This window comes from Pseudomonas sp. H3_D04 (genome assembly GCF_054669175.1).
Genome location: NZ_CP162801.1, coordinates 3143023 through 3163186, shown reverse-complemented (window position 1 = coordinate 3163186; position 20164 = coordinate 3143023). Strand labels below are relative to the sequence as shown.

Here is a 20164-nt window from a genome sequence, read left to right as displayed (position 1 = left end):
AAACGGCGGCCCATTTTTTTGGATGGCGCGCGGTCGTTGCTTATTCCTCGATGACTTCCGGCGACACCACCCACACGCTGCACGGCATTTTGTACAGCAGGTGTTCCACTGTGCTGCCGATCAGCCGCCCGATGCCGCGGTGGCCAACCCGGCCCATGACGATCACGTCGACGTTGTAGGCATCGGCATAACTGGACAGGACTTTGGCCGGGTTGCCCATCACCATGTGCCGCTGTTCCGGCGGAATGCCGTTGCGTTCGGCCAGCGCGTTGAAGGCTTCACCTTGGGCGTCGAACAGGGTTTTGGCCTTGGTCGAGGAGAAGAATTTGGTGGCGTCGCCGAACCCGAACTCATCGGCGCCGATGGACGACAGGTCATAGGCGTACACCACGTCGACCTGGGCGTTGCAGGCCGTGCCCAGCTTCACCGCCTCATGCAGGATGCGGTCATTGAAGCCTTCGTATTGGCCATCGCGATGGAACGGGTCGACGGCCGCGACGATCCGGCGCGGCAAGGCGTGTTGCACGTTGCTGACAAAATGCAGCGGCACCGGGCATTCGCGCAGCAGGTGGATGTCCAGCGGCGTGAACATCATCCGTGACAGCAGCGATTCGTGTTGCAGCGCCTTGATCACCAGGGTCATCGGCTGCTCTTTGAGGTGGATCAGGATTTCCTGCAACGGACGTTCGACCCAGACCACTTCCGTGGTGACGGTCACGCCGATCTTGCGCAAGGGCCGGGCCTGATCTTCCAGCCACTGGCGGTGGCGCTCGACGTACCCCAGGCGCATCTGCTCCAGAGCGTCCCGGTTGACCAGGCTGGCGGTGGCCAGGCCTTCCAGGAAATCGAACGCGACGATGTGCAGCGCCGCGTCTTGCGCCTTGGCCAGCGCGGCGGCCCGGTCGAACGCGGGGCTGTTTTCCATCAGGGGCGAGGCAATGAGCATGAAGCGTGCTTGTTCGGTCATGACAATTCTCCCTTGGGTCTTCACACAGACGCAGGCCTGAAGTGGCCGCGAGGGTTGGCTGGAGCGTTTACCTGAAGTCCATAGTGGCAATGGTGAGGATGGGCCGCTTGATCTTTGTCAAACCTGCGCGTGTCGGCGCGAGGGCGGCCGACGTTTGGTTGCCTGGGCCATACTGGAAGAGGTTGATCATGATCAACCTGGGCATGAAGGGTTTGGCGCACGCTGGCGTCAACTGAATGCAGATCCCCCCGGCCTGGCCGGATTGAGAGTCCAATGAATGAAACCCTCGGCGGCATGACCGGCGCGGCGGCTGCGCTGGGGATCGGCATGCTCATCGGCCTTGAACGCGAACGGCACAAGGGGCGAGGGGACAGCCGTGCCTGTGCCGGTTTGCGCACGTTCGCGATTACCGCGTTGCTGGGGTATGGCGCGATGCAAGTGGGCGGCGGCTTGCTGTTGGGGATCATGGCCACCTGTGTGGCGTTGCTGGTCACGGTGGCGTACTGGCGCAGCCTGAGCGATGACCCGGGCGTGACCAGCGAAGTGGCCTTGTTCACGGTGTTGGTGCTGGGCGGGTTGTGCGTTACCGCGCCGGCGCTGGCCACGGCCATCGGTGTGGTGATGGCGGGGTTGCTGGCGTATCGGCAGAAATTGCATCACTTTGCGCGCAGTCAATTGACCGAGGCGGAAATGCGCGACGCACTGGTGCTGCTGGTGGCGGTGCTGGTGGTATTGCCGTTGGCGCCGGACCGCTTCATCGGCCCCTATTCGGCGATCAACCTGCGAACCATTTGCGCCTTGACCGTGATGCTGATGGCGATAGGCGCAGTGGGCCATATTGCCGTGCGAACGCTCGGCAGCCGTTACGGTTATGCGCTCAGTGCCATCGCCTCCGGGTTTGCCTCCAGCACTGTGACCATCGCCACGATGGGGCATCGGGTCAGCGCGGAGCCCGGCAACATCAAGATCCTCGGCGCGGCGGCGATTTTCTCCAACCTGGCCACCTTCACCCAGGTCGGCCTGATCCTCGGGGCGGTTGAACCCGATCTGCTGCGTCACGTGTGGGGACCGCTGTTGTGCGGGACCATCGCCACCGCGCTCTATGGCCTGGGTCTGATGTTTCACAAGCCGGTGACCGGCCCCAGCCAGCCGATCAAGGTCGGTGGGGCCTTCAACCTCAAGCTGGCCGTGGTGGTCGCGCTGGCCATGACCGGTATTACCTTTCTGTCGTCGATGATGCTCAACTACTTCGGCGAGGTGGGGGTGATGCTGACGGCGGTCTTTACCGGGTTCGCCGATGCGCATGCCTCGACGGCCTCGATTGCGGCCCTGGCCAAGTCCGGGTTGTTACCGTTTGATGTCATTGCCGCGCCTGTGCTGCTCGCGGTCAGCAGCAATTCCCTGAGCAAATGCGTCGTGGCCTGGGTCAGCGGCGGGCGCCGGTTCGCCGTGTATGTGGTGCCCGGCCAGGTGTTGCTGACACTGGCGATGTGGGCGGGCCTCTGGTTGCTCTGAGGCCCTGTTTGCGATCTAGTCATCGGGCGACAGTCGTTTGAAGCGGCAGGCTTTGCCACCGGCTCGCTTGGCCAGGTACATGGCCCCGTCAGCCTGTTCGAGCAGGTCTTCGACACTCGCGCCATTGGCAGGAAACAGGCTGATCCCGACGCTGATGGCCGTGTTGACGCGGTGCGCATCGATCATGAACGGCTCACCGATCGCGGCGATCAGTTTGTTGGCCAGGGCTTCAAGCTGGTCGGCTTGTTCCATGCACGTGATCAGGATTGCGAACTCGTCGCCACTCAAGCGAGCGACCACGTCAGACCTGCGCACGGACTGGCCCAGGCGCTCGGCGACGGCCACCAGCAGCTTGTCGCCACAGGCGTGTCCCAACGTGTCGTTGACCGATTTGAAGTGGTCCAGGTCGATAAACATTAACGCCAGTGGCTGCTGGTGTTTGGTGGCGTGGTTGATCGCCTGATTGAGCAGGTTCAGAAACAGACTGCGGTTGGGCAATCCAGTCAGGGCGTCATGGAACGCCAGTTGCTGCATGTTGGCGCGTTCTTCATCCGTGACCTTGAAATTGTGCAGGATGGCGATGAAATGCGTCACCACGCCATGAGGGTCGAGCACGGGGGTGATGATCTGATTGACCGTGCAGCTGGCGCCGTCCTTGCGTCGCTCGACCATTTCGCCCTGCCAGGGCAGGCCCGCCAGAATCGTCAGCCACAGGTCACGGTAGAAGGTGGAACTTTGTCGACCCGAAGACAGCAGGTGCGGGGTTTTCCCCACCAGTTCCGGCTTGGAATAGCCGCTCAAGCGGCAGAACGCATTATTGATCCAGACGATGCACCCCGTGCGCTCGGTGATCAACACCGGGTTAGTCGCAGCGTCCCATGCTCTTGCCAACACCTGCTGGTCATATTCGATCATTGCCCCCTCCCATGTAGCCCTGGACGCATCAGGCCTTGATTCAGGCTAAGAGGAAGGGGCCGGGAATCTGTTGATCAAAATCAACTTTTACGGACGCAACGGGCATCAAAAACGCGCGTTATAGCTGATAAAGATCAAGTTGCCCGAAGCAGGAACGCTCACTCTGAATACCTGTTCATTCCATTGAAACGACCACGTGCCGAGGTGCCCCATGTCGCAGACTCAGCGTTTACTGTTAATCGCTCCCCAAAACATGACCCACACGCCGGCCTTCGACCGTGCCGCCGCGTTGTCGCTGGCCATGCAGATGCCCTTGCACATCGTCGCCTTCGATTATTTGCAGGCCCTGGCGGTGGCGGGGTTGTTCGCCCCCGAACAGATCAGCCTGGCCCGTGACGGGTATTTGCAAACCCATCGGGAATGGCTCGCCGAGCAAGCCGCGCTGATGAGAAAGCATGGCGTCGAGGTCACCAGCGAGGTGGTCTGGGTGCAGCATCCGTATGAGGAGATCCTGCATTTCGTCAACGAGATGTCCTTGGCGTTGATCATCAAGGATGCGCAGGAAGAGTCAGCCTTGAAGCGCGTGTTTTTCACGCCGCTGGACTGGCAGTTGTTGCGCGATTGCCCGGTGCCGGTGCACCTGGTGACCAACGCCGTCAACCCTAAGCCGCACAACGTGCTGGCCATCATCGATGTGTTGCGCAGCGAGGACCAGGACCACGTGTTCAACGACCAGATCATCGACGCCGCAGCGAAGCTGGCCTCCGTGTGTGGTGCAACCCTTGAGCTGGTGCATGTGTATGACTGGACGGCCGTGTATGCCCAGGACATTGGCTTTGGCGCGCTGCCATTGGCCGTCGGGATTTATGAAACCCTGGGAAGCGCCCAGCACGAAGCGTTTGCGGCGATTGCCGAACGCCACGGGGTAGCGCCGCAAAATCGCCATTTCATCGAGGGCGTGCCGCTGACGAGCATTTGTGATTTTGCTGCTGAGCACCGCACCGATGTCATCGTGATGGGTACGGTGCAGCACAAGGGGCTGAACAAGCTGTTGGGGACCACGGCCGAGCAACTGTTGCATCGGGCGCCTTGCAGCGTATTGGCCATCAAGCCGGGCCGGGTTTTACAATCCTGAAGGCTGGATCGTCCCGCGATGAACCGTTGGCCTGAACATCGCGGGACGATTTTTTACAGGGCTAGACGGTGAATGACCTGACGCGTGTCATCAGGATCGTTGTGTGTTTCGAAACCCAGCGCTTTGGCCAGGTCACGCATCGGCGTGTTGCTGGCGGCGTCCACCGAATACATCTGGCGGAAGCCGTTCTTGCGCGCGGCTTTGATCAGATGCTCCATCAACAAGGTGCCCAGGCCCAGGTGCATCCATTCATCGGCGACGGTCACGGCGCATTCACATTCATGTTCCCCCGTAGCGGCATAGCGGCTGACACCGATCTCGATCAGTTGGCCATTTTCGTGGACCAGCGCAATGAAAGCCGTGCGCTGTTTGTTATCGGTGTCCATCAGTTGGTCGAGCATCGCCGTGCCGGGTTCGTTGATTTGTGCGAGAAAGCGCATATGCCGGGACTCGGGCGACAGGCGCTTGATAAACGCGCGTTCACGTTCGCGGTCTTTTTCCGCCAGTGGCCGGATCAGCACATGACGCCCGTCCTTGAGCGCTTCGATCCAGTATTTGCCGGTGACGGCGGCATAGGCCGCAGCGGCTCGGTCATTGTGGTCTTTGACAGTCAGCATGGGGTGTTCCTCCATCCGGTTTGAAAGGTGGGCGGCACGATGACGAGCCGTTCGGTGACTTCCTTTCTACGCCGTTGGCGGCGCCTGAATCTGATCTGGATCAGAGAGTCGCGACGGCAGGCGTTGATTGGCTCATGTTTGATGTAAATCAAGCGGGAGGAGGGGGCGAGGAGCGCAGTCTTGGACACTTGCCGGCGTTTGATGACCGGTGTCGAGCCGAGGTGTGTGATGGGCCAATATCAACGTTTGTTGCTGATCGCCGACCAAACCCTGCATCAGTCCTCCGCCATGTTGCGGGCCGTCGCGCTGGCCAGGGCGAGCGGGGCCGAACTGGCGGTGCGGGCCTTTGTCGAGCCGGCGCCGGTGGTGCATGTGTGGGAAGACAAAATCGACGACGCACGCTATCAGGGCTATTTGCGCCGCTACCGTCGTTGGGCCGCCGATGAAGTCGAACGGCTCAACGAGATGGGGCTGGACGCAACGGTCGAGGTGGTGTTCACCACCCATCCGCTGCTGGATATTCTGCGAACGGTCGAAGATTTCAAGCCGGATCTGCTGATCAAGGATGTCACCTTCGAACCGTTGCTCAAACGGGTGTTCATCACACCGCTCGATTGTCACTTGCTGCGCGAGTGCCCGGTGCCCGTGCACTTGGTCAACCAGGCGCGTTACGGATTGCCGCACCGGGTCGTGGCGGCGGTGGACCCGTTCGACCCGTCGACGCAAATCAATGGCTTGAATGACACGATCATCCAGACCGCGAACACATTGGCCCTGCAATGCGACGCTCCGCTGCACCTGCTTTACGCCTACGACTTGTCACCGGCGTTCAACGGTGATGCGCCGTTGGCCAGCGGTGGCTGGGACGTGGATTTAATCGAGGAACTGCGCCAATCCTTGCACCAGGCCTTTGTCGCCCTGGCGGATCGCTACGGTGTACCGCCAGAGCGGCGGCATTTCGTGATGGGCCTGCCCGTGCCGGTGATCAGTGAATTCGTCGAGCACTACCTGGCGGATGTGGTGGTGATGGGCACGGAGCACAGAGTGGGGATCGACCGGTTGATCGGCAGTAACACCGAGCGGGCGCTGTACTCGGTGCCGGGCAGCATTCTGGCCGTCAGGTCGAACGTCAGGGGGGTGAGCACGATGGCACCCTTGAACTGCCCGGCCCGCAAACAGGCGAGCGCCTGGTTGGCGTCTTCCAGGGCAAAACGGGTGACGTCGCAATGCACAGGCGTGTGTTGCAGTTCTTCGAAAAACGCGGTGCCGTCTTCACGGGTCAGGTTGGCCACCGAACGCACGCTGCGTTCGCCCCACAGCAGCCGATAAGGGAACGCGGGGATGTCGCTCATGTGAATACCGGCGCAAATCACGCAGCCGCCCTTGGCAGTGACGGCCAGTGCCAGCGGCACCAGCGCACCGACGGGGGCGAAAATCAGGCTGGCATCGAGCAGGTGCGGCGGAGGCTGGTCCGATGGACCGGCCCACTCGGCGCCCAGTGACCGGGCATAGGCCTGGCCTTCGCTGTCCTCAGGTCGAGTGAAGGCCGATACCCGTTGACCCCGGCCCCGCGCCACCTGAATCGCCAGATGCGCGGCGGCCCCGAAGCCATAAAGGCCCAGGTGCCGAGCGCCCTTGGCCATTTGCAACGCGCGAAAGCCGATCAGCCCGGCACACAGCAATGGCGCGGCCTGGAGGTCCGAGAGCACCTCGGGAATGGGGAAACAGAAGCGCTGGTCGGCCACGGTGTACTCGGCATAACCGCCGTCCAGGTGACAACCGGTGAACTGCGCGTGGTCGCAAAGGTTTTCCCGGCCCGAAGTACAGAACGCGCATTCACCGCAGGTCCAGCCCAGCCACGGAACGCCGACCCGCCGGCCGATCCAGTCGGGCGCGACCTCGCTGCCCACCGCCGTGACTTCGCCGACGATTTCATGGCCGGGTACCCGTGGCAGCACGGCTTGCGGCAATTCACCGTCCACCAGGTGCAGGTCGGTGCGGCATACGCCGCAGGCGAGCACTTTAAGCAGCAATTGATGTGGGCCAGGTATCGGGATGGGACGTTCTTGCAATTGCAACGGTTGGCCGGGGACAGACAGAACCATGGCGCGCATGACAAAGCTCCAGGCGGGCGAAATCAGCGAGGTTGGCGATGACAGCCGGCGATCATTTGCTTGAGCCCTTCCATGTCCAGGATCTTGACGTCGCGGCCGGCGATTTCCACCAGCCCCTGGTCCCGCAGGTGCGCAATGCCCCGGCAAATGGTTTCCAGGCGTAGCCCAAGATAGGAGCCGATTTCTTCGCGACGCATTTTCAGCACGAACTCCTTGGATGAATAGCCACGGATGCTGAACCGTTGGGACAGGTTCAGCAAAAAAGCCGCCAGGCGCTCATCAGAGTTCATGTTGCCCATCAACATCAGCATGCTGTGATCGCGCACGATTTCGCGGCTCAGCAGCCGGTTGAGGTTGTGCTGCAACGACGGCAGGGTTTGCGCCAGTTTTTCCAGCTGCGCAAAGTGAATGGGGCAGACTTCGCTGTCCTCCAGGGCAAACGCCGTGCAAGCGTGCGCATCGGCACTGATGGCATCCAGACCGAGCATTTCGCCGGGTATGTGAAACCCGGTGACTTGTTCACGGCCATCGACGGACACCACACAGGTCTTGAATGAACCGATACGCACTGCGTAAAGCGAACGCAGAGGGTCACCGGTGCGGTACAGCGCGGCGCCCTTTTTGACCTTGAAGCGTTGCACGATCAGCGTATCGAGCCGTTCGACCTCCTCTCCGGTCATGCCAATGGGAAGACACAACTCCAACACACTGCAGCTGGAACACGCAGACTTGAGGTGATGAACTTGCAGTGGACGAATTTCAGGCATGAGAGGAACGCCGTCTGGGAGTCGTTTAAGCATAGTTGGTGAGCCATCGGGGGGAGGGTTCATTCGAATGTTTGACGGGGTAATCGACGAACGGGGAAAACCGTCCCTTACGGTTTGATTTTCATGGCATTTCAACGCCCTTCAACTTGAGCGCCGACGGCAATACTTGATGTAAATCAAGTCTTGAGCGTTCCAGACTCCCAGAATTGGTCAAGGATTGCCGGCCGGTCGGATCTTTTAAGGAGAACTTCATGAGCGATTTCCTCAGTGATGAGCAACTGGAGGGGCTGGACGCCTATTGGCGGGCATCCAATTACCTGGCCGTCGGGCAGATCTACCTCAAGGACAACCCGCTGCTGCACCAGCCTTTGACCCTGGCGCACATCAAGCCGCGTTTGCTCGGTCACTGGGGCACAACGCCGGGGCTGAACCTGATCTATACGCACCTCAACCGGCTGATCAAACAGTACGACTTGAACATGCTGTTCGTCGCAGGCCCTGGTCACGGCGGCCCCGCCGTGGTGGCTCAGACCTATCTGGAAGGCACCTATACCGAGTGTTATCCCTCGGTGGAGCGCGACACCAACGGCCTGGTTCGTCTTTTCCGGCAGTTTTCCTGGCCTTACGGAATCTCCAGCCATGTGTCGGCGCAGATTCCGGGCTCGATCCATGAAGGCGGCGAACTCGGTTACAGCCTGGCCCACGCCTATGGCGCGGCGTTCGATAATCCCGATTTGATCGTCGCCTGCGTGATTGGCGACGGTGAAGCCGAAACCGGCACGCTGGCGGCGAGCTGGCACTCCAACAAGTTTCTCAACCCGGCGCGTGACGGGGCGGTATTGCCGATCCTGCACCTCAATGGTTACAAAATCGCGAACCCCACGGTGCTGGCCAGAATCAGCGAGGATGAGCTGTCGGCCCTGATGTATGGCTATGGCTACGACCCGTATTTCGTTGAAGGTGATGAGCCGGCGCAGGTGCATCAGGCCCTGGCCCAAACGCTGGACACGATGGTGCTGAAAATCCGCGAGATTCAGCGCGAAGCACGCCAGCCTCGGTCATCGGAGGCGCCAGAGCGGCCGCTTTGGCCGATGTTGGTGTTGCGCACCCCCAAAGGCTGGACCGGGCCGAAATTCGTCGATGGCCATCGTGTCGAAGGCACCTGCCGTGCGCATCAGGTGCCCTTGGCCGATTTCCAGCAACCGATCCATCTGCGGCAACTGGAGGAATGGCTCCACAGTTACCGTCCCGATGAGCTATTTGATGCCAATGGCGCGTTGTTGCCCGACATCGCGGCGCTGGCACCGACGGGGCATCGGCGCATGAGTGCCAATCCCCATGGCAACGGCGGCGCGTTGTTGCGACCGCTGGACCTGCCGCGATTTGCCGACTACGCGGTGAAACTCGAGGCTCCCGGCAGCCTGCGCGCCGAGGCCACGCGCGTCTTGGGCACGTTTTTGCGCGACGTGATGAAAAACAGCCTGGCCTCGAACAACTTTCGCCTGTTCGGCCCGGATGAAACCGCCTCGAACCGGCTGGACGCGGTCTATGAGGTCAGCGCCAAGACATGGATGGCGCCATTGGAGGCGGACGACAACCATTTGGCCGCCGATGGCCGGGTCATGGAAATCCTCAGCGAACAGGTGTGCGAGGGCTGGCTCGAAGGCTATCTGCTGACCGGGCGACATGGTCTGCTGTCCTGTTACGAGGCGTTCATCCATATCGTCGATTCGATGGTCAATCAGCACGCCAAATGGTTGAAAACCGCCAGTGAAGTGCCGTGGCGCAAACCGATTGCTTCGCTCAATTATTTGCTGACCTCCCATGTCTGGCGTCAGGACCATAACGGCTTCTCTCATCAGGACCCCGGGTTCATCGATCTGGTGGCGAACAAAAAATCGGACGTGGTGCGCATCTACCTGCCGCCCGACGCCAATTGCCTGTTGTCGGTGGCTGACCATTGCCTCAAGAGCTGCAATTACATCAACGTCATCGTCGCCGGCAAACAACCGGAATGGCAGTGGCTGGACATCGATGCCGCCATTTGCCATTGCCAGGCCGGCATTGGTCGCTGGGGGTGGGCCAGCCAGAACGATGACGACCCCGACGTGGTCATGGCCTGCGCCGGCGATGTGCCGACCCTCGAAACCCTGGCCGCCGTGACGCTGTTGCGCGAGTACGTGCCGGACTTGCGGGTGAGGGTGGTCAATGTGGTCGACTTGATGGTGTTGCAGCCGTCCTATCAGCATCCCCACGGGATGTCGGACTCGGCGTTTGATGAGCTGTTCACCGTCGACAAACCGGTGATTTTCGCCTTCCACGGTTATCCCGCGCTGATCCACCGCCTGCTCTACAAACGCACCAATCATGACAATTTCCACGTCCGGGGCTTCAAGGAGGAGGGCGCGACCACCACCCCGTTCGACATGGCGGTAATCAACAATCTGGATCGGTATCAACTGGCGCTGGACGTCGTCGAGCGGGTGCCGCGGCTGCGCGATCAACTGCAAACCGAGCGGTCGCGCTACTGGTCGACGATGGAGCGGCACAAGCTCTACCTCATCGAGCACGGGCAAGACATGCCCGAGGTGCTGAACTGGCAATGGACGCCGGCAAATCCCTGAGTCTTGCCGCGCCGCGGTGCGTGTCGAATGTTCACCTGACGGGAGTCACATCATGAGCCAGTATCAACGCTTATTACTCATCATCAACCCGGCCCTGCGCCATTCCCCGGCGATCAAACACGCGGCGGCATTGGCCAGGGCCAGCGGCGCGAGCCTGCATATCGCCGCTTTCATTCCTTCGTTCAAATTGTTGTCGCTGCTGGAGGAAGGTGATCGGGAACAGGCCCGTCAGCGCTACCTGCAAGACCATCGTGATTGGCTCCAGGTGCAGGCCGAGACGCTGCGTTGCGAGGGCATCGATGCGACCACGGAGGTGGCCTGGGCCGAGGATATGGAGCAAGACATCCTCGATCATGTCACGGAAATGCAGCCCGACCTGTTGATCAAGCAGGTGCAGCACGAGTCTGCGCTCAAGCGCGCCTTTTTCACTCCGCTGGATTGGTACTTGCTGCGCCACTGTCCGATGCCGGTGTATCTGGTGGGCGGGCGCGGCGACGGCTGGCCGCGCAAGATCGTGGCCGCGGTGGAAGTGTCCGACACCGAACTCCCCGACAATACGCTGAACGACCGCATCATCAGGCAGGCCAACAGCCTGGCCATCCAGTGCGATGCCGAATTGCATTTGCTGTACGCCTGTGACATTTCGGCGGCCTTTCTGGCGGACATGGATGGATTGACCCTGGCGGACCTGACCAAAGCACTGCGCAAGGACCTGCAGCAAGCCTTCGTGAAACTCGCCGGCCAATACGGTGTGCCTGCGGATCGTCGTCACCTGGTGTCCGGCCATCCGGTCAAGGCGTTGAGTGAATTTGCCCACGAACACGAGGTGGATGTGATCGTGATGGGCAAGGTCCAGTCCTCCGGCGTCGACAAGCTCCTGGGCAGCACCACCGAGCACATTTTGTATCAGGTGCCGTGCAACGTGCTTGCGGTCTAGAGGCCCCGGGAGGGCTGCGTGCCTTCGGGCCGGCTATTTGCGCTTCCAGTACTTCTGCATTTCAAGAAACAGGAAGGACGCCGTCCAGGTGATGAGTACCAGACCGGTCAAGGCTTGCAGGCCGGTCAGGTATTTGAGGTTGCCCACCGGTGAAATATCGCCGAAGCCGATGGTCGTGTAGGTGGTGAAGGAAAAGTACACGCAGTCCATGAATGAGCCATCGAAGTTACCCGTCAAGGTGCCCCATTCGCCGGAACGCACCATCAGGTAATAGACCAGTGCGAAGCACCAGACTTCTGTTGCGTGGGCAAACAGGGCTCCGAATACCCCGACGACGATCCTGAAGCGGCTCCAGAGTCTCAGGCGGGGCAGCCAGTCGTTCAGGCGTAACAGGCATTCGTAGTGGATGATCACGACGATGATCACCACCAGTGTATTGATCAGCGTGACTGCCAGCATGGCGAACCTCTAGCGATCGCGCAGTGTCACGGCGAGGGGGAGTGTCAGGACCGGCTTCATGGGCTGAAGCGGGGGGAACTCTTCAGGGGTCAAGGTTTCTTTCTCCAGCAAGAGACGGGCCCCGGCGTCCAGATCGGTGCGGCGGCTCTGCAGCAACGCTTTGGCTCGGGTGTAGGCTTCGTCGAGCAGGGCACGGATGCCCAGGTCGATCTCCCTGGCGGTTTGTTCCGAATAGTCTTTCTCACTGACGCCCTGCATGCTGTCGCCAAGGTAGGTGGCCGTTTTTCGCTCCAGCACCGCCAGACCTAGTTCGGCGCTCATGCCAAACCGGGTGAGCAATTGACGAGCAATATCGGTGGCGCGGGCCAGGTCGTCGGCCGCGCCGGTGGAGATCTGGCCATAAGCAAGGAATTCGGCGGCTCGACCGGCCATCAGCACGGCAATCCGGTCCTTGAGCATCTGGCAGCTGATGAGGAAGTGATCTTCAGTGGGGCGCTGCAGTGTATAGCCCAGCGAGCCAATGGCCCGGGGCACAATCGAGACTTTATGCACGGGGTCCATGGCCGGCAGACTGCTGGCGGCCAGGGCATGCCCCATCTCGTGATAGGCCACCACCTGACGCTCGTCGGCACGCAACACGCTGCTCTTGCGCTCGACCCCGGCGACAATGCGTTCCACCGCTGCGGTGAAGTCTGCAAGATTGACCGCGTCAGCGCCGCGGCGCGTAGCGACGATGGCCGCTTCGTTGACCAGATTGGCCAGGTCAGCGCCCGTGAAGCCTGTGGTGATGTCGGCAATCTGCTCGTTATCAAGCGTGGGTTCCACGACGATTTTTTGAAGATGAACCTTGAGGATGGCCTGACGGCCTTTGCGGTCTGGGCGATCGATCAGCAGCTGGCGATCGATCCGACCCGCTCGCAGCAGGGCGGGGTCGAGAATTTCCGGGCGATTGGTCGCGGCGAGTAGAACGACGCCTTCACGCGGGTCGAATCCGTCCAGTTCGGCAAGTAACTGATTGAGGGTTTGCTCTTTTTCATCATTGCCGCCAAATGCACCGACGCCACGCATTTTGCCCAAGGCATCCAGTTCGTCGATGAAAATGATACAGGGCGCCGCTTCCCGAGCCTGTTCGAACAAGTCGTGCACGCGGGCGGCGCCGACGCCGACGAACATTTCGACGAACTCAGACCCCGAGATCGAGAAGAACGGCACACCGGCTTCACCGGCGATCGCTTTAGCCACCAGCGTCTTGCCAGTGCCGGGCGGGCCGACCAGCAACGTACCCTTGGGAATGTGCGCACCCAGGCGTGAGTATTTCGCCTTGTCCTTGAGGAATGAAACGATTTCCACCAGTTCGGCCTTGGCTTCATCGATGCCGGCGACATCGGCGAAGGTCACCCCGGTATCGCGCTGGACGAACACTTTGGCGCGGGACTTGCCAATGCTCATCAGCCCGCCCATGCCTTGTTTTTCCGCCAGCCCGCGAAACAGGAAATGCCAGACCACCATGATCAGCACAAAGGGCAACAGCCAGCCCAGCAGGCCACTCAGGAAAGTATTTTCATTGATGCCGGTAAAGCCGACACCTGAATGCGCGAGGTCGCTCGCCAGTGCTGGATCGACCCGCACCGTCGAGAACTGCAGGCGTCCGTCGATGGGCTCTTGAAGCTTGCCGCTGATCTGGTCCTTCTCGATCCGCAAATCGCTGACTTTCTGTTCGCTCAGCAGTTGCAGGAACTGACTGTACGGAATGCTCTGCACCACACGCCGTTCGATAAACAAAAACTGAACGAGGGTCAGCACGACAAACGCGATGGCGAAGTAAGACAGGTTCCATTGGTGGGTTTTTTTCATGGACGTGGCTCAGAGAAGGGGCCGCGGCGGGGATGGCGCAACCGTGAGTCTGGTCAGTGTTTTCTACGCCTGAGCGACAAAAAATCATTGAGTTAAATCAACAATGCTTCTGTGCGCCCGAAGTCGATGGGGACGCCCGCCGAAAGCCTTCCATTAGTTGACAAAGATCAGAGCCACCACGGGATAACGCCTGATACTCAAACAACAGCTTTCCAGCCGCCATCAGCCTGTAGAGCTGCACAAACGCCGACAGGAATCGGGTTTGCGGTAAGGCAATAGGTCGATCCCAGGACGAGGTAGGTGATGCTGAATATCAAACGTATCTTATTGATTGCCCCTTCCGAGATGGTCCGCACCCCGGCATTCGACCGCGCACATGCACTGGCCTGTGCCACCGGTGCCTTGCTGCACATCGTTGCCTTCGACTATGTGCAGGCGCTGGCGGTTGCCGGACTGTTTGACCACGATGCGATGGCTCAGGCGCGGGAAGGCTATTTGCAAGTGCACCGTCACTGGCTGGAGCAGCAGGCCCGGTTCCAGCGGTGCATCGGGTTGCAAGTGACCACTGAAGTGGTCTGGGGCAAATCCAGCCGGTCGAACGTGCTTGAGTACGTCAACGATTTCCATCCGGACCTGGTGATCAAGGACACCCACCATGTACCGGCACTCGACCGCGCGTTCCATCGGCCACTGGACTGGCTGTTGCTGCGCGACTGCCCGTCCCATTTGCATTTGGTCACCGAGGCCAGGAATCCCAAGCCGTTGAACATTCTTGCGGTCATCGATCTGTCCCATCTGGAGGAACTGACGCAGGGTCTCAACGACCGGATTCTCGACCTGGCCTCGACTCTGGCGGCCTCCTGTGGCTCAACCTTGCAACTGCTCAACGTCAGCAGCTGGTCGGTGGTGGGCGACGCAACGATGAGTGTGCCGACGCTGAGTCTGAATGACAGCCTCAGAGATGCGGTCAACGATGCCCAGGAGGAGGCCTTCGAGGCGCTTGCCGAACGCTATGGCATCGACAGGCAACGCCGACACCTGCTGACCGGCATTCCGCACAAAGTCATCGGGCTGTTCGCCAAACGGCACGCATTCGACATGGTGGTGCTGGGGACGGCCTATAGCCATGGGCTCGACCGGTTCATCGGCAGTACCGCCGAGAGCGTATTGAACCGCGCACCGTGCAGTTTGATGTTCGTCAAGCCACGCCCCTGGCTCGACTGAACGGCTACCCGTTGCGCCACAGTTGATAAAAATCAACAGCCCTTGAGCCGAAAGGAGCGATCAATAGCGCTTCCATGAATGTTCAAGGAGACGGCCATGCGAATGACATTTCTTGGTGCTGCGGGCACCGTCACGGGCAGCAAGTACTTGCTGGAGCATCGCGATCAACATGTGCTGATCGATTGCGGTTTGTTCCAGGGCTACAAGCAACTGCGCTTGCACAACTGGGACCCTTTCCAGCTGCCGGTTCGCGACCTCCAGGCCATCGTGCTGACCCATGCCCATCTGGATCACAGCGGCTACTTGCCGGTGCTGGCGCGCAATGGTTATCGCGGCCCGGTGTATGCCACGCCCGCCACCTGTGAACTGGTCAAAATCCTGCTGCGAGACAGTGGTCGCTTGCAGGAAGAAGAGGCCGAATTCGCCAATCGACACGGCTTTTCCAAACACGCCCCGGCCTTGCCGCTTTATACCGAGCAGGACGCCGAACGCGCACTGAAGCTGTTGCATCCGGTTGAGTTGCATCACCGGGTCACGATTGTTCCGGGGCTCAGTATTCTGTTGCGCGGGGCCGGGCATATCCTGGGCGCCGCGACCGTTGAAATCGTCGCCGATGGCATCACGCTGGTGTGTTCCGGGGACCTGGGGCGGCCGAACGATCCGTTGATGTTCGCCCCGGAAACCATCGAACAGACCGATTACCTGCTCATAGAGTCGACCTACGGTGACCGTCGGCACCCTGAAGAGTCGCCGGAGAAGCAACTGGCCGAGGTCATCACCCGCACCGCGTTGCGCCATGGCATCACCCTGGTGCCCTCGTTTGCGGTCGGGCGAGCGCAATTGTTGATGTATCACTTGTACCGACTCAAACAGCAGCACGCGATCCCGGACCTGCCGATCTACCTCAACAGCCCCATGGCGACGGATGTCACGCGCTTGTATCAGCGTTTTCGCAGTGAGCACCGGTTGTCGCTGGAGGACTGCGAAGGCATGTGCCAGGGCACGCATTTTGTGCGGGCGACCCGTGACTCGATCGAGTTGGATCAGCAACGCACCCCGGCGGTGATCATCGCCGCCAGCGGCATGGCGACCGGAGGACGGGTGCTGCACCACCTCAAGGCATTGGCGCCCAATCCGCTCAATACCCTGCTGATCCCGGGCTTTCAGGCCGGCGGCACCCGCGGTGCGCAGATCATCGCCGGTGCGCCTTCGGTGCGTATCCACGGCAAGGAGGTGCCAATCCGGGCCGAGGTGGTGCCGATGGAAACCCTGTCGGCGCACGCCGACGCCGACGAGATCATCGAGTGGTTGCGCGGGTTCAAGCGGCCGCCGAAACACACCTATGTGGTGCACGGCGAGCCCAATGCCTCGGATGTCTTGCGCCGGCGCATCAGCCTGGAGCTGGGTTGGTCGGTGTCGGTGCCGGAGTACCGTGACAGCGTCGAGCTCACGCCCATCGATCCGTCTTCAAGTTCATCGTCCTGATAAAAAGCCCCCTGGCCGGTTTTCCGGCCAGGGGGCGAGGGCTGCTCGGGACTTACTCGCCCTTGATCGGCACGACTTTGTCCGCTTTCATCGCGTCAGGCTTTTTCGGCAGCGAGATGCTCAGCACGCCTTTGCTGAAACTCGCGTCGATCTTCTCGGCATCGACGCCTTTGGGCAAGCTGAACACCCGTTCGAAGGAGCCGTAATGGCGCTCACTGAGGTGATAGCCTTTGCGTTTTTCCTCCTTGTCTTCTTTCTTTTCCCCTTTGATGATCAGGCTGCCGTTGGACAGTTTGATCTCAATGTTTTTCTGATCCATGCCGGGCAGTTCGGCGGTGATTTCGTAGCTTTTGTCTTTCTCGGTGATGTCCACGGCCGGCAGGCTAGGGACCGTCAACTCCTGCGACCATAAAGGCTCGACATCGAACAGCCCACGACTGAAGGGGGATAGCCCCCGGCCGTGACCAAAGTCCGAGAACAGTTGATCGACCTGCTGCCGGAGTTTTTCCAGAGGTCTCCAAAGGTCTGTCGTGGCGGAGAGCTGACTCCCTTTGTCCTCAGTCTTTATCGGCATTTTTTTCACGGAATTGCTCATTTTCAATACTCCTCTTGGGATTGAAGGGTGGACTGAACATCCCTCGCTACATTCCACCCGGAAAACACTCAGCAGTCCCTTGCGTTACAAGGCCAGCGTCCCGGACCACAGCATCCACCCGGCAAAAGCGGCCGCCGTCCAGATGATGATTAACAGCCCGGTTTCAGGGCCGCTGAGCGGTTGGCCCTGGCGAGACTTCATCGTGACCAGGTAAATCAACGAGCCGGGGGCGTAAAGCAACGCGCTGAGCAGCATGTATTTAGGCCCGGCGGCATACAGCAGCCATGTGCAATACAGCGTGGCGACCAGGGCGATGGCCATGTCGCGCAGTTGCAGGCCCCTGTGACCGGCGTAGGTCTGGCCCTGCCAGGTCAATTTCAGCGCGTACAGACCGCTGAACAGGTACGGCAGCAGAATCATCGACGTGGCCAGGGAAATCAGCGCGAGGTAAGTGGCGCTCGAATACAGCGTCAGCAACAGGAACAGTTGAATGCAGCCGTTGGTGATCCACAGCGCATGGGCCGGCACACCTTGGGTGTTCTCCACGGCGAGTGTCCCCGGCATGACGTTTTCCTTGGCCGGTGTGAACACCGATTCGGCTGCCAGCAGCGTCCAGGCGAGCAGGGCGCCGCCCACCGAAATAATCAAGCCGATGCTGATCAACACCGCGCCCCATGGCCCGGCCGCCGCCTCAAGCACGCCCGCCATCGACGGGTTTTTCAGCGCCGCCAGTTCTGGCTGTCTGAGAATGCCCAGCGACAACAGGGACACCGCGATCAGCAGCAACAGGGTGATGACAAAACCGATGACCGTGGCACGACCGACGTTGGCCCGTTCTGCGGCTCGGGCGGAAAACACGTTGGCGCCCTCGATCCCGATGAACACCCACACGGTGACCAGCATGGTGCTTTTGACTTGATCAAGCGTGCTGCCCAGTGCCGACGAACCCCAGAAGTCGACCGAGAAGGTTTCTTTCTGAAAGGCCGCGATCACCAGGCCGATAAACAGCAGCAACGGCACAATTTTGGCGATCGTCGTCAACGCGTTGGCCCGCGCCGCGGTGCGCATGCCCCTGAGGATCATCCAGTGCAACGACCACAGCACCACGGACGCCCCGGCAATGGCCGCTTTGTTATTGCCTTCACCAAACAGCGGAAAGAAGTAACTCAGCGCCGCGAACAGAATCACCAGGTAACTGACGTTGCCGATCCAGGCGCTGATCCAGTAGCCCCAGGCGGAATTGAAGCCGAGGAATTCGCCGCCCAGGGCGCGGGCATAGGCAAACACGCCGTTGTCCAGGGCCGGCTGGCGGTTGGACAAGGTCTGGTAGACCAGGGCCAGTGACAGCATGCCGACGCCGGTAATCAGCCAGCCAATCAGAATCGCCCCGGCTCCGGCACTGGCCGCCATGTTCTGCGGCAGACTGAAAATACCGCTGCCGATCATCGAACCGACCACCAGCGCGATCAGCAAACTCAGGGAAAGTCGTTTGGGCTCGACCTTTCGCAAGCTGCCCGCCAACGGATGGGGGACCGTCGGTGGGATGATCGGTTGAGTGCCTTGCAGTTGGGTAGCCATGTCAGCCTCCACGAGACGAGACGAAAGTCCTCTGCACTCACCGCGAATGCGCTGGTGCGAATGCTGGCTCTAAATGTCGGCGTGAATGGGCTGCCCGTCTTTGATTTAAGTCAGAGACAGGGGAAACAGTTTTGCCGGCGTCGGCGAGTTATTAACGAAGGCCCCTGGGGGGATGAATCGCCCCATCGCGGCGATCACCCCTGGATTCAATGTTCGGTTAAAAATCTGTCGATTTCTTCCACGGTGCTGCGTGCTGTGCGCGTGACGCCAATCAGTGTCGCGGAAGCGGCGCCGGTCCAGTCGCCATAGCCCACCAGCCACAAGCGCGGCTCTTGAATGGAATGCGTGCCTTCGACGGCCACGCGCCCATCGGCGGTGCACACGCCCAGTGATCCCAGATAGCCGAGGGCAGGGCGGAAACCGGTGCACCAGATCACCGCGTCGACCGGCGTTTGCGAGCCGTCCGCCCACTCCACGCCAGTGTCGGTAAAGCGCAGGAACGGCCGAACCGCGTGCAATACACCGCGCTCCCGGGCTTCGGCGACGGGCGGCACCATTACGATATCGCCCAAGCCACCGACCGGTTGTGCAATGACGGTGCCGGCGAGTTGGGCTTTCCAGCGTTCGGTGGCGCGTTCGAACAGCACTCGGCCATCGACGTCATCGGCGAGAAACTGTGGCGGCTGCGGCGTGACCCAGGTGGCGTCGGCCACTTGCGAGACTTCAGCGAGGATCTGGGCACCGGAGTTGCCGCCGCCCACCACCAGGACTTTTTTGCCGGCAAACGGCTTGGCGTCGACGTAGTGGGCCGAATGCACTTGCTGGCCGGTAAAGGTTTCACTGCCGGGGTAGTGCGGCAGGAAGGGATGGCGCCAGGTGCCCGTCGCGCTAACCACCGTGCGGGCCAGCCAGCTAAGGCTATCGGTCTTGACGAGCAGCCGATTATCCCGGCGTTCAATAGCGTTCACCCAATAGGGCCGCGCGGTAGGGAATTGGTAGCGTTGCTCATACTCGCGCAGGTAATCGAGGACGTTGTCGCGGCTTGGGTAGCCGTCCGTGACCGGCGGCATCATCCAGCCGGCGATGGAGCTCCAGGTCGAGGGTGAAAACAGTCGCAGGGAATGCCAACCGTGCCGCCAGGCGCCGCCCGGCCCGGCTTCGGCGTCAATAATCACAAACGAACGCCCTGTTCGGCGCAGAAAGTAAGCCACGGCGAGTGCGGACTGGCCACCGCCGATAATTGCGACGTCCACTTCGGTGGGGGTAGAAGGCATGGCGAATCCTCAGGGCGCAAAGTCACGCCAAGATACCCGATGCAGATCGGCTATTTGTTGATGTTGCTCAAGCGTTTAATGCAGCGGCTGATTAAGGGCATGCT

At 60.7% G+C, this 20164-nt stretch carries 15 protein-coding genes and 2 pseudogenes; 7 read left to right on the top strand and 10 right to left on the bottom strand.

From position 1 onward, the window contains the following. Positions 1-40 precede the first annotated feature (40 nt). The gene (locus AB4N91_RS14625) at positions 41-967 is read right to left on the bottom strand and encodes a universal stress protein (RefSeq protein WP_077749851.1); all 927 of its coding nucleotides are present in this window, start codon (positions 965-967) and stop codon (positions 41-43) included. A 273-nt stretch (positions 968-1240) separates the two neighbouring features. On the opposite strand from AB4N91_RS14625, the gene AB4N91_RS14620 reads away from it, so the two are divergent. Then, entirely contained in the window at positions 1241-2482 is a 1242-nt protein-coding gene (locus AB4N91_RS14620) for an MgtC/SapB family protein (RefSeq protein ID WP_154912512.1), read from the top strand. A gap of 15 nt (positions 2483-2497) precedes the next feature. On the opposite strand, the gene AB4N91_RS14615 is transcribed toward AB4N91_RS14620, so the two are convergent. Then, entirely contained in the window at positions 2498-3397 is a 900-nt protein-coding gene (locus AB4N91_RS14615; protein WP_460112612.1) for a diguanylate cyclase domain-containing protein, read from the bottom strand. Between the two features lie 211 nt (positions 3398-3608). Between AB4N91_RS14615 and AB4N91_RS14610 the strand changes: the two genes are divergently transcribed. Further along, entirely contained in the window at positions 3609-4532 is a 924-nt protein-coding gene (locus tag AB4N91_RS14610; protein WP_010459306.1) for a universal stress protein, read from the top strand. A 53-nt stretch (positions 4533-4585) separates the two neighbouring features. On the opposite strand, the gene AB4N91_RS14605 is transcribed toward AB4N91_RS14610, so the two are convergent. Then, complete coding sequence (locus AB4N91_RS14605; RefSeq protein WP_077749854.1) at positions 4586-5149, bottom strand: GNAT family N-acetyltransferase; 564 nt, start codon at positions 5147-5149, stop codon at positions 4586-4588. Positions 5150-5377: 228 nt separating this feature from the next. On the opposite strand from AB4N91_RS14605, the pseudogene AB4N91_RS14600 reads away from it, so the two are divergent. Next, a pseudogene (locus AB4N91_RS14600) lies at positions 5378-6283 on the top strand (universal stress protein); the annotation flags it as partial. Here the strand turns inward: AB4N91_RS14600 and AB4N91_RS14595 are convergent. Continuing rightward, positions 6283-7263 (bottom strand): annotated as a pseudogene (locus AB4N91_RS14595) (zinc-dependent alcohol dehydrogenase family protein); the annotation flags it as partial. The pseudogenes AB4N91_RS14600 and AB4N91_RS14595 sit on opposite strands and share 1 nt — an antisense overlap. Before the next feature lie 23 nt (positions 7264-7286). Further along, a complete protein-coding gene (gene fnr, locus AB4N91_RS14590) occupies positions 7287-8030 on the bottom strand; it encodes a fumarate/nitrate reduction transcriptional regulator Fnr (RefSeq protein WP_083377033.1) in 744 nt (247 codons plus the stop codon). 251 nt (positions 8031-8281) lie between these two features. On the opposite strand from fnr, the gene AB4N91_RS14585 reads away from it, so the two are divergent. Then, on the top strand, positions 8282-10654 hold the full coding sequence (locus AB4N91_RS14585; RefSeq protein ID WP_154912514.1) for a phosphoketolase family protein: 2373 nt from the start codon (positions 8282-8284) through the stop codon (positions 10652-10654). A 52-nt stretch (positions 10655-10706) separates the two neighbouring features. Continuing rightward, positions 10707-11591, top strand: a complete 885-nt coding sequence (locus AB4N91_RS14580) for a universal stress protein (protein ID WP_200668294.1) — start codon at positions 10707-10709, stop codon at positions 11589-11591. 33 nt (positions 11592-11624) lie between these two features. On the opposite strand, the gene AB4N91_RS14575 is transcribed toward AB4N91_RS14580, so the two are convergent. Together AB4N91_RS14575 and ftsH are read right to left on the bottom strand one after the other, a co-directional pair. Further along, positions 11625-12050 (bottom strand): potassium channel family protein, encoded by a 426-nt coding sequence (locus AB4N91_RS14575; protein WP_083377031.1) that lies wholly within the window; start codon positions 12048-12050, stop codon positions 11625-11627. A gap of 9 nt (positions 12051-12059) precedes the next feature. Then, positions 12060-13904 (bottom strand): ATP-dependent zinc metalloprotease FtsH, encoded by a 1845-nt coding sequence (gene ftsH, locus AB4N91_RS14570; protein WP_154912515.1) that lies wholly within the window; start codon positions 13902-13904, stop codon positions 12060-12062. A 303-nt stretch (positions 13905-14207) separates the two neighbouring features. Here ftsH and AB4N91_RS14565 point away from each other — a divergent pair, with 303 nt between their 5' ends. After that, positions 14208-15128: a universal stress protein gene (locus AB4N91_RS14565; RefSeq protein WP_154912516.1), complete on the top strand. Its 921-nt coding sequence runs from the start codon at positions 14208-14210 to the stop codon at positions 15126-15128. Positions 15129-15224: 96 nt separating this feature from the next. Continuing rightward, positions 15225-16613: an MBL fold metallo-hydrolase RNA specificity domain-containing protein gene (locus AB4N91_RS14560; RefSeq protein ID WP_169857274.1), complete on the top strand. Its 1389-nt coding sequence runs from the start codon at positions 15225-15227 to the stop codon at positions 16611-16613. A 52-nt stretch (positions 16614-16665) separates the two neighbouring features. On the opposite strand, the gene AB4N91_RS14555 is transcribed toward AB4N91_RS14560, so the two are convergent. From AB4N91_RS14555 to AB4N91_RS14545, 3 genes are all read right to left on the bottom strand, one after another. Then, positions 16666-17208, bottom strand: a complete 543-nt coding sequence (locus tag AB4N91_RS14555; protein WP_200668298.1) for an Hsp20/alpha crystallin family protein — start codon at positions 17206-17208, stop codon at positions 16666-16668. 84 nt (positions 17209-17292) lie between these two features. Next, positions 17293-18786: an arginine-ornithine antiporter gene (gene arcD, locus AB4N91_RS14550; RefSeq protein WP_077749859.1), complete on the bottom strand. Its 1494-nt coding sequence runs from the start codon at positions 18784-18786 to the stop codon at positions 17293-17295. Between the two features lie 206 nt (positions 18787-18992). Continuing rightward, a complete protein-coding gene (locus tag AB4N91_RS14545) occupies positions 18993-20060 on the bottom strand; it encodes an ArsO family NAD(P)H-dependent flavin-containing monooxygenase (RefSeq protein ID WP_083377029.1) in 1068 nt (355 codons plus the stop codon). Between the last annotated feature and the right edge of the window lie 104 nt (positions 20061-20164).

Coding starts and splice junctions, on each gene's coding strand:
- AB4N91_RS14605 (WP_077749854.1), bottom strand. CDS start 5,149: ATGCTGACTGTCAAAGACCACAATGACCGAGCCGCTGCGGCCTATGCC.
- AB4N91_RS14615 (WP_460112612.1), bottom strand. CDS start 3,397: ATGATCGAATATGACCAGCAGGTGTTGGCAAGAGCATGGGACGCTGCG.
- arcD (WP_077749859.1), bottom strand. CDS start 18,786: ATGGCTACCCAACTGCAAGGCACTCAACCGATCATCCCACCGACGGTC.
- AB4N91_RS14625 (WP_077749851.1), bottom strand. CDS start 967: ATGACCGAACAAGCACGCTTCATGCTCATTGCCTCGCCCCTGATGGAA.
- AB4N91_RS14610 (WP_010459306.1), top strand. CDS start 3,609: ATGTCGCAGACTCAGCGTTTACTGTTAATCGCTCCCCAAAACATGACC.
- AB4N91_RS14620 (WP_154912512.1), top strand. CDS start 1,241: ATGAATGAAACCCTCGGCGGCATGACCGGCGCGGCGGCTGCGCTGGGG.
- ftsH (WP_154912515.1), bottom strand. CDS start 13,904: ATGAAAAAAACCCACCAATGGAACCTGTCTTACTTCGCCATCGCGTTT.
- AB4N91_RS14560 (WP_169857274.1), top strand. CDS start 15,225: ATGCGAATGACATTTCTTGGTGCTGCGGGCACCGTCACGGGCAGCAAG.
- AB4N91_RS14580 (WP_200668294.1), top strand. CDS start 10,707: ATGAGCCAGTATCAACGCTTATTACTCATCATCAACCCGGCCCTGCGC.
- AB4N91_RS14575 (WP_083377031.1), bottom strand. CDS start 12,050: ATGCTGGCAGTCACGCTGATCAATACACTGGTGGTGATCATCGTCGTG.
- AB4N91_RS14545 (WP_083377029.1), bottom strand. CDS start 20,060: ATGCCTTCTACCCCCACCGAAGTGGACGTCGCAATTATCGGCGGTGGC.
- fnr (WP_083377033.1), bottom strand. CDS start 8,030: ATGCCTGAAATTCGTCCACTGCAAGTTCATCACCTCAAGTCTGCGTGT.
- AB4N91_RS14555 (WP_200668298.1), bottom strand. CDS start 17,208: ATGAGCAATTCCGTGAAAAAAATGCCGATAAAGACTGAGGACAAAGGG.
- AB4N91_RS14585 (WP_154912514.1), top strand. CDS start 8,282: ATGAGCGATTTCCTCAGTGATGAGCAACTGGAGGGGCTGGACGCCTAT.
- AB4N91_RS14565 (WP_154912516.1), top strand. CDS start 14,208: ATGCTGAATATCAAACGTATCTTATTGATTGCCCCTTCCGAGATGGTC.